Annotated in this window: 11 protein-coding genes; 3 read left to right on the top strand and 8 right to left on the bottom strand. The window is 69.1% G+C overall.

Features of this window, described 5'->3' with window-relative positions; all coding sequences use genetic code 11:
• Positions 1-34: 34 nt before the first annotated feature.
• Together AC3RJ6_RS09835 and AC3RJ6_RS09830 are read right to left on the bottom strand one after the other, a co-directional pair.
• Entirely contained in the window at positions 35-541 is a 507-nt protein-coding gene (locus AC3RJ6_RS09835; protein ID WP_491426880.1) for an amino-acid N-acetyltransferase, read from the bottom strand.
• A 93-nt stretch (positions 542-634) separates the two neighbouring features.
• A complete protein-coding gene (locus AC3RJ6_RS09830) occupies positions 635-3,163 on the bottom strand; it encodes an ATP-dependent Clp protease ATP-binding subunit (RefSeq protein ID WP_491426879.1) in 2,529 nt (842 codons plus the stop codon).
• A 191-nt stretch (positions 3,164-3,354) separates the two neighbouring features.
• Between AC3RJ6_RS09830 and AC3RJ6_RS09825 the strand changes: the two genes are divergently transcribed.
• A complete protein-coding gene (locus AC3RJ6_RS09825; protein ID WP_491426878.1) occupies positions 3,355-3,969 on the top strand; it encodes a hypothetical protein in 615 nt (204 codons plus the stop codon).
• Complete coding sequence (locus AC3RJ6_RS09820; RefSeq protein ID WP_491426877.1) at positions 3,969-4,202, top strand: helix-turn-helix domain-containing protein; 234 nt, start codon at positions 3,969-3,971, stop codon at positions 4,200-4,202. Before AC3RJ6_RS09825 ends, AC3RJ6_RS09820 begins: the two co-directional genes overlap by 1 nt.
• A 69-nt stretch (positions 4,203-4,271) precedes the next feature.
• Here the strand turns inward: AC3RJ6_RS09820 and AC3RJ6_RS09815 are convergent, their stop codons facing one another.
• A complete protein-coding gene (locus tag AC3RJ6_RS09815; RefSeq protein ID WP_491426876.1) occupies positions 4,272-8,195 on the bottom strand; it encodes a prealbumin-like fold domain-containing protein in 3,924 nt (1,307 codons plus the stop codon).
• Between the two features lie 248 nt (positions 8,196-8,443).
• Positions 8,444-8,890, bottom strand: a complete 447-nt coding sequence (locus tag AC3RJ6_RS09810; RefSeq protein WP_491426875.1) for a hypothetical protein — start codon at positions 8,888-8,890, stop codon at positions 8,444-8,446.
• Positions 8,891-8,965: 75 nt separating this feature from the next.
• Between AC3RJ6_RS09810 and AC3RJ6_RS09805 the strand changes: the two genes are divergently transcribed.
• The gene (locus AC3RJ6_RS09805) at positions 8,966-10,015 is read left to right on the top strand and encodes a pirin family protein (RefSeq protein ID WP_491426874.1); all 1,050 of its coding nucleotides are present in this window, start codon (positions 8,966-8,968) and stop codon (positions 10,013-10,015) included.
• Positions 10,016-10,087: 72 nt separating this feature from the next.
• Here the strand turns inward: AC3RJ6_RS09805 and cls are convergent, their stop codons facing one another.
• From cls to lysS, 4 genes are read right to left on the bottom strand one after another with little or no spacing between them, the layout of a single operon-like run.
• Complete coding sequence (gene cls, locus AC3RJ6_RS09800) at positions 10,088-11,560, bottom strand: cardiolipin synthase (protein WP_491426873.1); 1,473 nt, start codon at positions 11,558-11,560, stop codon at positions 10,088-10,090.
• Positions 11,561-11,564: 4 nt separating this feature from the next.
• Positions 11,565-11,741: a hypothetical protein gene (locus tag AC3RJ6_RS09795; protein WP_231430020.1), complete on the bottom strand. Its 177-nt coding sequence runs from the start codon at positions 11,739-11,741 to the stop codon at positions 11,565-11,567.
• Between the two features lie 15 nt (positions 11,742-11,756).
• Positions 11,757-11,894, bottom strand: a complete 138-nt coding sequence (locus AC3RJ6_RS09790; RefSeq protein WP_491426872.1) for a hypothetical protein — start codon at positions 11,892-11,894, stop codon at positions 11,757-11,759.
• Between the two features lie 20 nt (positions 11,895-11,914).
• Positions 11,915-13,426 (bottom strand): lysine--tRNA ligase, encoded by a 1,512-nt coding sequence (lysS, locus tag AC3RJ6_RS09785; protein ID WP_491426871.1) that lies wholly within the window; start codon positions 13,424-13,426, stop codon positions 11,915-11,917.
• Positions 13,427-13,433: the final 7 nt, after the last annotated feature.

Here is a 13,433-nt window from a genome sequence, read left to right as displayed (position 1 = left end):
AGGGCCGGGCGGGGCGCTCGACGCCGCTACGGCGTCACAGGAGCTTCAGCATGCGTGTGTTGCCGAGCGTGTTCTGCTTGACCCGGGCGAGGTCGAGGAACTCGGCCACACCCTCGTCGTGCGAACGCACGAGCTCGGCGTACACGTCGGGGTCGACCGTCTCGGCGCCCATGTCCTCGAAGCCGTGGCGGCCGAAGAACTCGACCTCGAAGGTGAGGCAGAACAGGCGCGAGAGGCCGAGCTCTCGGGCGTCGGCCTCGAGCGCGTCGAGCAGCGCGTGCCCGACGCCCCTGCCGAGCCAGCCGTCGCCGACCGCGAGCGTGCGCACCTCGCCGAGGTCCTCCCACATGACGTGCAGGGCGCCGGCGCCGATGACCCGGCCGTCGGCCGTCTCGGCGACGCGGAACTCCTGGATCGCCCCGTAGAGGTCGACCCGCTCCTTGCCCAGCAGGATTCGTCGGGTGACGAACGGCTCCACGACCTCGATGATCTTGGGCACATCGCTCGTGCGCGCACGGCGCACGTGGAACTCGGTCGTCATCCGCCCATCGTATTGCCGCCGGACGAGCATGACGGCGGCGGAGACGACGAAGGGGCGGATGCCGCAGCATCCGCCCCTTCGCGACGTTCGCGTCTACTCGCCCGAGGCGGCCGCCAGGTCGGGCGTCGCGGTGCCGGTGCCGAGCGCGGCGTTCGCGTTCACGCCGACGTTCGCCGGCAGCGCGCGCTGCGACGTGGTGAAGACGAACTCGCCGTCGCGGAAGTCGACGTGCACGTGGTCGCCCGCGTTGAGCTCGCCGTGCAGGATCTTCTCACTCAGGCGGTCTTCGACCTCGTGCTGCACCGCGCGACGCAGCGGACGGGCGCCGAGCGCCGGGTCGAAGCCGACCTCGATGAGCCGCTCCTTCGCCGCCTGCGTGAGCTCGACGGTCATGTCGCGGTCGAGCATGCGCTCGCTGAGCCGCTTGATGAACAGGTCGACGATCTGCAGCAGCTCCTCCTTCGAGAGCTGCGGGAACACGATGATCTCGTCGACGCGGTTCAGGAACTCGGGCTTGAAGTGCTTCTTCAGCTCCTCGTTCACCTTGCCGCGCATGAGGTCGTACCCGGTGCGGGTGTCGCCCTCGACCTGGAATCCGACGGGCCCGCCCGCGATGTCCTTCGTGCCGAGGTTCGTCGTCATGATGATGACGGTGTTCTTGAAGTCGACGACGCGACCCTGACCGTCGGTCAGACGCCCCTCTTCGAGGATCTGCAGCAGCGAGTTGAAGATGTCGGGGTGCGCCTTCTCGATCTCGTCGAAGAGCACGACGCTGAACGGCTTGCGACGCACCTTCTCGGTGAGCTGGCCGCCCTCCTCGAAGCCGACGAACCCGGGAGGGGCGCCGAACAGTCGCGAGACGGTGTGCTTCTCGCCGTACTCCGACATGTCGAGGGAGATCATCGCAGCCTCGTCGTCGAAGAGGAACTCGGCGAGCGCCTTGGCGAGCTCGGTCTTGCCGACGCCCGTGGGGCCGGCGAAGATGAACGAGCCCGAAGGGCGCTTCGGGTCCTTGAGGCCGGCGCGGGTGCGGCGGATCGTCTTCGACAGGGCGGAGATCGCCTCCTCCTGGCCGATGACGCGCTCGTGCAGCGCCTTCTCCATGAAGACGAGTCGCGAGCTCTCCTCCTCGGTGAGCTTGAACACGGGGATGCCGGTCGCCTGGGCGAGCACCTCGGCGATCAGGCCCTCGTCGACGACCGCGGTCGTCTTGACGTCGCCCGACTTCCACTGCTTCTCGAGTCGCAGCCGCTCGCCGAGCAGGTTCTTCTCCTCGTCGCGCAGCGACGCGGCCTTCTCGAAGTCCTGCTCCTCGATCGCCGTCTCCTTCGCGGCGCGGACCACGGCGATCTTCTCGTCGAACTCGCGCAGCTCGGGCGGCGACGAGAGGATCGAGAGGCGCAGGCGGGCGCCGGCCTCGTCGATCAGGTCGATCGCCTTGTCGGGCAGGAATCGGTCGGAGATGTAGCGGTCGGCGAGGTTCGCCGCGGCGACGATCGCGCCGTCGGTGATCGACACCTTGTGGTGCGCCTCGTAGCGGTCGCGCAGGCCCTTCAGGATGTTGATCGCGTGGGGCAGGCTCGGCTCGGCCACCTGGATCGGCTGGAACCGGCGCTCGAGCGCGGCGTCCTTCTCGAAGTGCTTGCGGTACTCGTCGAGGGTCGTCGCACCGATCGTCTGCAGCTCGCCGCGCGCGAGCAGCGGCTTCAGGATCGAAGCGGCGTCTATTGCGCCCTCGGCGGCACCCGCGCCCACGAGCGTGTGGATCTCGTCGATGAAGACGATGATGTCGCCGCGCGTGCGGATCTCTTTCGTGACCTTCTTCAGGCGCTCTTCGAAGTCGCCGCGGTAGCGGGAGCCGGCGATGAGCGAGCCGAGGTCGAGCGAGTAGAGCTGCTTGTCCTTCAGCGTCTCGGGCACCTCGCCCTTGACGATCGCCTGCGCGAGGCCCTCGACGACGGCGGTCTTGCCGACGCCGGGCTCGCCGATGAGCACGGGGTTGTTCTTCGAGCGGCGCGAGAGGATCTGCATGACCCGCTCGATCTCCTTCTCGCGGCCGATCACCGGGTCGAGCTTGCCCTCGCGTGCGGCCTGCGTGAGGTTGCGGCCGAACTGGTCGAGGATCTGCGAGCCGCCCTGGGCCTGCTGCTGCTCGTTCGCGCCGACCTGCACCTGCTCCTTGCCCTGGTAGCCGGAGAGCAGCTGGATGACCTGCTGGCGCACGCGGTTGAGGTCGGCGCCGAGCTTCACGAGCACCTGGGCGGCGACGCCCTCGCCCTCGCGGATGAGGCCGAGGAGGATGTGCTCGGTGCCGATGTAGTTGTGGCCCAGCTGCAGCGCCTCGCGGAGCGAGAGCTCGAGCACCTTCTTGGCGCGCGGCGTGAACGGGATGTGCCCGGTCGGCTGCTGCTGGCCCTGGCCGATGATGTCCTGCACCTGCTCGCGCACCGCGTCGAGCGAGATGCCGAGCGACTCGAGCGCCTTGGCGGCGACGCCTTCACCCTCATGGATGAGCCCGAGCAGGATGTGCTCGGTGCCGATGTAGTTGTGGTTGAGCATCTTGGCCTCTTCTTGGGCCAGGACGACGACACGACGGGCTCGGTCGGTGAATCTCTCGAACATGCTCTACTCCTCACGGCCCCACTGGGCAGGGGACGTCGATACATCGAGCGTAAACACTCGGGATGCCTCGTGGGCCGGTGTTCGCCGTGGGCGCATCACGGTTGCGCACGAGGCACGGGGTTGACGCGGGCCGACGGTCGCGGCATCCTTATCGATATTCGTTGTTATTGTTTCTCGATATGGAGTGCAGCATGACCAGCACAGCCGACACCCGCCTGAGTCGCAGCGACCAGGCCGGCATGTTCCTGACCATCGCCATCGCGGTCGTCGCGATCGTCACGATCGTGTGGCAGGCGGTCGCCCGTCTCGTCGAGGTGCTCCCCGGCCGCGACGTCCCGGTGCTCGTGCCGTTCATCGGCGAGCGCGCACCGTTGCCCATCGGCCCCGACGGCGCGCCCGTCGACGTCGCGGTCGAGCAGGCGACCGTGACGGTGCCGCACCCGGCGGCCGCGACGCAGTTCGCACTCGTCGCCGAACCCGTCGTCGTCGCACTCTCGGCCGCCGCATGCGTCGTGCTGCTCGCGCTACTGTGCTGGAACCTGGCACGGGGCCGGGCGTTCACGCGGGCGAACACCCGCATCATCTGGTGGGGATCGGCCGCGATCACCGTCGGCTGGGTGCTCGGGTCGCTCTTCCAGACGATGTCGGTGAACGGCGCGCTGTCGGCCGTGAGCGACTACACCTACGACGGCATCACGTTCGCGATCAGCTGGGTGCCGTTCTTCGCGGTGCTCGTGCTCGCCGTCGTCGGCGCCGCGTTCCAGGTCGGCGAGCGCCTCCAGCGCGACGCGGAGGGGCTCGTCTGATGGCGCCCGCCGAACCCGACGAGGCGTCCGACGTGCACTGCCGCCTCGACGAGCTGCTCGAGGCGCGGGGCATGACCCTCACCCGGCTCGCGGAGCTCGTGGGCGTCAGCGTCGTGAACCTCAGCGTGCTGAAGAACGACCGCGCCCGAGCCATCCGGTTCTCGACCCTGCAGGCCATCTGCGAGGCGCTCGAGTGCGAGGTCGGCGACCTGCTCGTCGTGCGGCCCCGCTGAACGACGACGGGCCGCCGAACCAGGATTCAGATCCCGGCCCGACGGCCCGTCGTTCGGTGCTCGGCCGCGCTATGCCGACCGGCGGCGGCGCAGGAAGAGCAGCAGGCCACCGGCTGCGATCACCGCGAGGGCGAGACCACCGGCCGCGAGGCTCACACCGGTCGAGGGCAGCGGCGGTGCCGGCGGCTGCTCCGGCGTCACCGGGGCGCAGTCCTCGCTCTCGGCGGTGCCGCTCCAGAACTCGATCTCCGCCGCGTTCAGCAGGCCCGTGCCATCCTCACCCGCACCGACCTCGCAGTCGGCCTGGGAGGCTGCCGTGCCGACCTCCACGTCAGCGGTCACCGAGACCGCGTAGACGTGGGTGCCGCCGGCGGGCACGACCGCGGTCGTGACCGCGATGTCGTCGATGCCGTCCCAGTCGGGGTTGATCGTGACGCCCTCGGGCCCCGTGATCGACGCCGAGAGCGGCGTGATGCCGTCGCCGAACTTCAGCTCGTCACTGAGGTCGTACGACTCGTCGGTGGCCGACTTGCTCGTGACGGTGATCGTGTACGAGACGTCCCAGGTGCCGTCGCCGTTGTCCACGGCGGGACCGTCGACCGTCTTGACGATCTCGAGCGGGCCGCGCGCGACGTTCTCGATCTCGCACGAGATCGCGTCGCCCGGCTGCACCGTGAAGTCGCTCGCGTCGATCGACTGCGGACCCGCCTCACCGACCGGGTCGACCGTGCAGGTCAGCGCTCCGGCGACCCACGCCTCGCCCGGGTCGGCCTCGGCGAGCGAGAACCGGCTGCCGGGGAGGATGTCGCCGAACACCACGGTGCCCGCGCCGTCCTCGGTCGTGACGCTCTCGACGATCGGGTCGCCGGCCGGCTCGCCGTCGGCGTCGAGCGGGGTGAGCTCGAAGTCGAAGGTGCCGTCGCCGCCCACGGTCGACTTCGCGACCTCGATCTCGCCCGGCTGCGCCTCGTTCGTGAGTGCGCAGTCGATCACGGTGTCGATCTCGGCCACGAACTCGAAGCCGGGCTCGTCGCCGTTGAGGTCCTCGAGCGCTCCGCCGCCGGTGCAGGTGATCTCACCCATGTTCCAGCCGTCGACCGCGCTCTCCGTCACGGTGTAGTGCTGGCCGGGAACCAGGTCGGTCCACGTGACCGTGTCGGAGCCGTTGCCGGTACCCGTCACCGTCTGCGTGCCGTCCTGCTCGCCGGGAACCGGCGAGATGGTGAGGTCGAACGACCACTCGAAGCCGTCGGCGACGCCCTCGACGCTCTTCTCCACGCTCACCGAGCCGGGCAGCGCCTCGTTGGTGAACACGCAGGTGATCACTGCGCCGGGCTCGAGCACGATCGCCGTGGATGCACCCTCGGGGGTGCCGCAGCTGATCGAGTCGAGCTCCCAGTGCGCGGGCACCGTCTCGGCGACCGTGTAGTCGCCGGGAACGATGAGACCCGAGCTCCACGGGTTCGCCTCGTCGTCGGTCGAGTCGTTGAGCGTGAACTGCTCGTCGGTGCCCTCACCCGTCAGCGAGAAGTCGAAGTCCTGGTCCCACTCGTCGGGGATGGTCTCCTTGTCGACGCGGATCTCACCGCGCTGCGTGTTGGTGAAGGTGCACTCGACGCGCTCGCCCGGGTCGACGTCGAGCGTCGCCGCGAAGGCCTCGAGGTCGACCTCGGTGCCGTCGTCGGGGTCGACGCAGACGAGGTTCGTCGTGTCGTAGCCCTCGAGCGCCTGCTCGGCGAGGTCGTAGCTGCCGGGCACGACCGAGAAGATCTCGCTGTCGCCCGAACCGTCGGTCGCGTCGATCTGGAACGTCGACGGGTCGGCCAGCCAGCTGCCGGTGTACGTGAAGATCGCGCCCTGCGGGCCGTCGACGATCTTGTGCACCAGGATCTCGCCGTTCTGCGTGTTCGTGAACACGCAGTGCACGCCCTCGCCGGCGACCGTGGTCACGGCGCCGCCGTTGGCGATCGACTGGCCGTCGCAGAGGAGCGACGTGAGGTTCCACCCCTCGGGCACGGTCTCGGTCACCGAGACCTCGGTGCCCGGGGTGAAGTAGATCTTTCCGCTCGTCTCATCGTCGCCGAGCTCGACCTGGGTGCCCTCGACGTCGAACTCGAAGGTCTCGTCGGAGCCGTCGGGAAGCGTCTGCTTCTCGATCGTGACCCACGACGTCGAGTTCGTGATCGCGCACGAGATCGCGTCGCCGGGGTTGACGGTGAAGTCGGCCGGGTCGAGCTCGGTCGGACCGGCTTCGCCGGCGGGGTCGACCGTGCAGGTCAGCTCACCCGCGGTCCACGGCGAGCCGGGGCTCGTCTCGGCGAGCGAGAAGCGGCCGCCGACCTCCACGTCCTCGAACGTCGCGACACCGGTGCCGCCGACGGTCGTGACGCTCTCGACGAACGGCTCGCCCGAGGGGTCGCCGTTCTCGTCGAGCGGCGTGAGGGTGAACTCGAAGGTGCCGTCGTTGCCGTTCGCCGTCTTCGTGACGGTGATCTCACCGGGCTGCGCGGTGTTCGTGAACACGCAGTGGGTGCCTTCGCCGGCGACCGTGGTCACGGAGTCGCCGTTGTCGAGGGTCTCGCCGTCGCAGACCAGCGACGTGAGGTCCCAGCCGGCCGGAACCGTCTCGGCGACGGGCACCTCGGTGCCCGGCTTGAAGTAGATCGGGTCGCTCACGCCGTTGTCGGCGAGCTGCACGTGCGTGTCACCGGCCGAGAGGTCGAACGTGCCGGCGGTACCGTCGGGCAGCGTCTGCTTCTCGAGCGTCACCCACGAGGTCGAGTTCACGATCGTGCAGGCGGTCACGTTACCGGTCTCGACCGGGAACTCCGTCGTGGGGTCGGTGATCTCGATGACCTCGTCGTCGATCTGACAGGTGATCGACTTCTGCGTCCACGGCAGCCCGTCGTCGATGAACTCGGCGAGGGTGTAGTCGTCTCCCGCGAGGACGTTCGACCAGATGTCCGTGTCGCCGATCTGCAGCGAGTCGTCGATCTGGAATTGGTCGGGGACGTCGGCGTCGGGCTCGAAGATCGCACCACCGCCCGAGCGCTTCACGGTGTAGTCGAACACGTCCTGCGAGGTGCTCGCAGGCGGGTCGGAGAGCTTCGTGATGCTGAGACCGCCGCAGTTCGTGATGATGAGCGGGTTCTGCGGCTCGAAGTAGTCCTGGATCTCCGCGGTCGGCGAGTTGCCGGTGCGGCTGAACCCGGTGCCGGTCGCGAAGCCCGTGCAGGTGTCGGGCGAGAAGAGCCCGGCCGTGGTGAGGTCGACGGCGAGCTCGCCGAACGTGCCCTGCTCCCCCATTCCGACTGCGGGACCCTCGGTGCGCCCGCCGACGGCGGCGACGTAGTCGAGCGACATGCCGCTCGACTGCCACGTGCCGGCGCCGTTCGGGTCGGCGCAGTCGTCACCGGCGGTCGGCGTCCACGTGAGCACGTCGAGGCTCGTCGTGTTGTTGGCCGAGTCGTAGTTGAACTCGATGAGGAAGTCGTCGCAGCGCCCGTCCTCGGGGCCCTGCAGCGTCTCGAACGTGCTCATGTCGCCGTCACCGTCGAGGCGCGTCCAGTACATGTAGAAGACGACGTGGTCGACGTCCTGGTCATCGGTGACGATCTCGTATGCGGCGCCGCCGCTGCAGAGATCACCCTTCGCGTTGACGTTCGCCGTCCCGGGCAGCCACGGGTTCGAGTCCTGCGTCTGCGAGCCCGGCGATCCGGTCGCCTCGTTGCCGACCGGCGGACACGACGTCGCGAGCGTGCCGTTGTCCCAGCCCGCCGTGCCGTAGACGATGCCGGTCGACTCGAAACCCTGATCGGTCGTGTACGGCCCGGGCGACGTGAACGTCGACGGCCCGCCGGCAGGAATCGGGCTCATGAAGCTGTGCCAGTCGAAGGTGTCGGGCAGTGTCCCGCCGTCCATGTTGCCGTCGATCTGGAAGCCGGTGTGAATTCCACCCGGGAGATCGGCGGCGGATGCGGGGGCTGCGAGCAATGCAGGCGTTATGAGTGCGCCGAACAGCGCGGCGATTGCGGCAGCAGCAGTGATTCTTCTGCGTCGTGGCACAGTGGATGTCCTCACGTGTCGGGTTGCCGTCCCGGGTGGACGGCGCACGTGAGCGCAACGTTAGTGGAGCAGGACCCCTCACGAACCAGTGAGGGGCCGATCGTCTTGTCCCCAGTTCAGGGGCAATTTCCGATTCGGGGTACACCGGGCCGGCGACCCGGGGTACGCTGCGCCGATTACTTGATCGGAACCGTGATCTCGGTGTCCTGCACCTCGACGACGAGGGGCTTGGTCGTGGTCACGTCCATCGGCGTCCAGAAGACGGTCGTGTGCGGCACGAGGTCCATCGTGCAGACCTGGTTCGCGGGGTACTCCTTGAGCTCGATCGCGACGCGGTTGCCGGTCTCGGCGGGCTCGACGACGCTGATGCGCTCGCCGACCAGCGGGCACGTCGAGCTGCCCCACAAGGTCACCGAGAGCTGGCCGCCCTCGCCGACCCAGTCGGCCTGCGGCTCACCGGTGCCGTCGCCTGCCTCTTCGCCCTCGCCCTCGTGGTCGGAGACGGGCGCCCCCGAGTAGTTCTCGGCCGGCGTCTTCGGCGGCGCGCACGCGGCGAGCAGGAACACGGAAGCCAGGGCCGCGGCAGCGAGGCCGGCACGACGAAGACGCACGGAGGTATCCATGCGGCAATGCTATCCGGTCGATCCCCGGCGATTCAGCCAGCCGGGCCGCTTCGAACGCCGGATTAGGCTGGCGTCATGAGCAATCTCGAGAAGGAGCCGCTCGAACTCCTCTGCCCGCCCGAGGGCGGGCAGGGCCCTGCGGTGCAGGTGCTCGCCCCGCGCGACGTGCCGCTCGGCGGTCCGCGCGCGATGAACGTGCGCCGCACGCTGCCCCAGCGCGGCCGCACGACGATCGGCGCCTGGTGCTTCGCCGATCACTACGGTCCCGACGACGTCGCCGTCTCCGGGGGCATGATCGTCCCGCCGCATCCGCACACCGGCCTGCAGACGGTCAGCTGGCTGTTCGAGGGCGAGATCGAGCACCGCGACTCGACCGGCAGCCGTGAGCTCGTGCGCCCCGGTCAGGTGAACCTCATGACGGCCGGCCGCGGCATCTCGCACTCCGAGGTGTCGACGCCCGGGACGAGCCGACTGCACGGCGTGCAGCTCTGGGTCGCGCTGCCCGACGCCTCGCGGCACGCGGAACCCTTCTTCGAGCACGCCGAGGTCGCGGCGCACGAGGTCGACGACGCGACCGTGCGCGTGTTCGCCGGCTCGCTGCCGTCGGTCGGCGACGACGCAGAAGTCACCCTCTTCAGCCCGCTCGTCGGCGCCCAGATCGACCTGCCCGCCGGCGGTGAGGCGTGGATCGAGCTCGACCCGTCGTTCGAGCACGGCGTGCTCGTCGACGCCGGCCCCGTGCACGTCACGATCGCCCCGACCGACGACGAGGTCGACGACTCGCCCGCCGACGCCGACGGGCTGGCCGTCGCGGGGCACTCGGCCACTCTGGAGTGGAGCGAGCTCGGCTACCTGCCGGTCGGGCACGAGGGCGTGCGACTGCGCGCCGACCACGGCCCCGTGCGGGTCGTGCTGCTCGGTGGCGTGCCGTTCGGCGAAGAGCTCGTCATGTGGTGGAACTTCATCGGCCGCGACCACGACGAGATCGTCGAGTACCGCCGGCAGTGGCAGGCCGAGGTGATCGGCCGCGACAACCCCGACGGGCGGTTCGGCCAGGTCGACTACGACGGCAGCCCGCTCCCCGCACCCGATATGCCGACCGTCCGCCTGAAGCCGCGCGCCTGACCGTCGGCGCCCGACCCTCGCGAGCGGACCCCCCGAGCGGTATCCCCCACTCGGTCCGCCGCTGCGGCGCCGCTACTGCAGCGCGGAGGTGAGCCGCGCGAGGTTGTCGAGCACGGTCGAGCGCAGCGGCTGCTGCAGCCACTCGTCGAGGGTGAGCTCACGGCTGTCGTGCCGGTACCCGTCTTCGACGGCGCGCATCTCTCGCACGAACGACGCACCGCGCACGAGCAGCGAGACCTCCATGTTGAGCTCGAACGAGCGGATGTCCATGTTGCTCGACCCGATGACGGCCACGTCGTCGTCGATCGTGAAGTGCTTCGCGTGCAGGATGTACGGCGCCTTGTACATGTAGATCTTGACGCCCGCCCGCAGCAGCGCCTCGTAGTACGAGCGCTGCGCGTGGTACACGAGCGCCTGGTCGCCGATCTCCGAGACGAACAGCTCGACGTGGATGCCGCGCTGCGTCGCCCCGCTGATGGCGTAGAGCATCGACTCGTCGGGCACGAAGTACGGGCTCGTGATGATGATCTTCTCCTTCGCCGCGTACAGCAGCGCGAGGAAGAGCTTGAGGTTGTTCTCGCTGCGGAACCCGGGCCCGCTCGGCACGACCTGGCAGTCGAGGTCCTGCGCCTCCCCCGGCTGCTCGAGCGACTCGGCGAGGTCGCGCGCGGGCTCCTCGCCGGTCTCGAGGTACCAGTCGGTCGCGAAGATCGCGTCGAGGCCGGCCACGATCGGACCCTCGACGCGGGTGACGAGCTCCTTCCACTTGAGCCCGCGGCGCCGGTTCGACCGCTTGTTGTAGCTGCGGTCGATGATGTTCTGCGAGCCCATGAACCCGACGTCGCCGTCGACGACGAGGATCTTGCGGTGGTTGCGGAGGTCGGGCCGCTGGTACTTGCCGCGCCACGGCTGCACGGGCAGCATGAGCTGCCAGCGCACGCCCAGGCGGTCGAGGCGCTTCAGCGTCCGGCGATAGCCGGCAACCCGCGCAGAGGCGATGTGGTCGAGCAGCACCTTGACGTCGACGCCCCGGGCGACGGCGTCGCCGAGCGCGTCGAAGAACGGCGCCGTCGTCGCATCGAGCGCGAAGATGTAGAACTCGACGTGCACGTACCGCTTCGCGGACCGCACCGCCGCCGTCATCGCGTCGAGCGAGCCCTGGTAGTCGCCGATGAGGCTCGCGCTGTTCTGGCCGATGAGCGGCATCGACCCCAGGTTGCGGTTGAGCCTGACGACGCCCTCGAACCAGCCCGGCCACGCACGCGAGTCGCTGACCCGCTCGACGCCGTGGGTCGAGTCGCGGATGTACCGGTCGACCTCGGCCTGCTTCTGCCGACGATGCCTCGGCAGCTTCGGATTGCCGATGAGCACGAAGAACAGCACCCCGAGGAACGGGATGAAGAAGATCGCGAGCAGCCAGGCCATGCCGGCCGTCGGGCGACGGTTGCGCGGCACGACGATGATCGCGACGACGCGCACGATGAGATCGACGACGAGCAGGACCACCGTGATGATCAGGGTGGTCTGCGAGACGCCGGAATTCATGCCGTCAGGCGGCCGGATGCTCGCGGGCGATCTTGGCGCGCTCTTCGGCTTCGATGCGTGCGTACGCCTTGCGCTCGTTGCGGTCGGCACGGATGACCGCGCGCATCACGAACCAGAAGATGAGGCCGATGAGCACGGTCGGCGCGAGCGACCAGATCGCGTTCGCCCAGAAGTCGTTCATAGTGGCATCAGGATATCAACCCGGCGTGAGAAGACCCCACACGCCCGAACCCACGAGGTAGAGCCCGATCGCGGCGACGACGATCCAGATGACGATGCGCGCCTTCGACGGCGGCTCGCGGTCGGGCTTCTCGTCGTTCGATCGGTCGCTCATGCGCGGCATCCGCCCCTCGTCTACTTGACCAGCGGGAACAGGATGGTCTCGCGGATGCCGAGGCCCGTGACGGCCATCAGCAGCCGGTCGATGCCCATGCCCATGCCGCCCGACGGCGGCATGCCGAACTCGAGCGCCCGCAGGAACTCCTCGTCGAGGCGCATCGCCTCGGGGTCGCCGCCCGCGGCGAGTTTCGCCTGGGCGACGAAGCGGTCGCGCTGGATGACCGGGTCGACGAGCTCGGAGTAGCCCGTCGCGAGCTCGAAGCCGCGCACGTAGAGGTCCCACTTCTCGACGACGCCCGCGATCTCGCGGTGGCCGCGCACGAGGGGCGACGTGTCCTCGGGGAAGTCCATGACGAAGGTCGGCCGCACGAGGTCACCCTTGATGTGGTGCTCCCACAGCTCTTCGACGTACTTGCCGGGCAGCGGGTGGTCGACCTCGATGCCCACCTCGTCGGCGAGCTCCTTCAGGCGCGACATCGGCGTCGCGGGCGTGATCTCTTCGCCGACCGCCTGGGAGAGCGAGCCGTACATCGAGATGCGATCCCAGTCGCCGCCGAGGTCGTACTCGGTGCCGTCGGCCCAGGTCACGACGTGCGAGCCCGACACGGCGACCGCCGCGTCTTGGATGAGCTTCTGCGTGAGGTCGGCGATCGTGGTGTAGTCGCCGTACGCCTCGTAGGCCTCGAGCATCGCGAACTCGGGCGAGTGCGTCGAGTCGGCGCCCTCGTTGCGGAAGTTGCGGTTGATCTCGTACACCCGCTCGATACCGCCGACGACGGCGCGCTTGAGGTACAGCTCGGGCGCGATGCGCAGGTAGAGCTCGGTGTCGAACGCGTTCGAGTGGGTCACGAACGGACGCGCCGAGGCGCCGCCGTGCATGACCTGCAGCATGGGGGTCTCGACCTCGATGAAGCCGAGGCTCGTGAACGTCTGGCGCAGGCTCGCGTTGACCTTCGCACGGTCGATGACGTTGCGGCGTGCCTGCTCGCGTGCGATGAGGTCGAGGTAGCGCGAACGCACCCGCGTCTCTTCACTCAGCTCGTTGTGCAGGTTCGGCAGCGGCTGGATCGCCTTGGCCGCGATGCGCCACTCCTTCACCATGATCGAGAGCTCGCCGCGACGGCTCGTGATGACCTCGCCCGAGACGAACAGGTGGTCGCCGAGGTCGACGAGCTCCTTCCACTCGGCGAGCGACTCCTCGCCGACCTCGCCGAGCGAGACCATGGCCTGGATGCGGCTGCCGTCGCCCGACTGCAGGGCGGCGAAGCACAGCTTGCCGGTGTTGCGCAGGTGCACGACGCGGCCGGCGAGACCGACCGTCTCACCCGACGCCTCGTCGACGCCGAGGCCGACGAAGCGGTCGCGCACCTCGGGGATGGTCGCCGTGATCGGCAGTCGCACCGGGTAGGCCCCGCCGCCGAGATCGGATGCCTCGTCGATGAGCCGCTCGCGCTTCGCGAGCCGCACGGCCTTCTGTTCGCTGATCTCGTCGGCGGTGGGCTCTGCGGGCTGCGTCTCGTCGGCCATCGTTCTC

Source organism: Agromyces cucurbitae, assembly GCF_058349945.1.
This window is presented reverse-complemented; position numbering and strand designations above follow the sequence as displayed.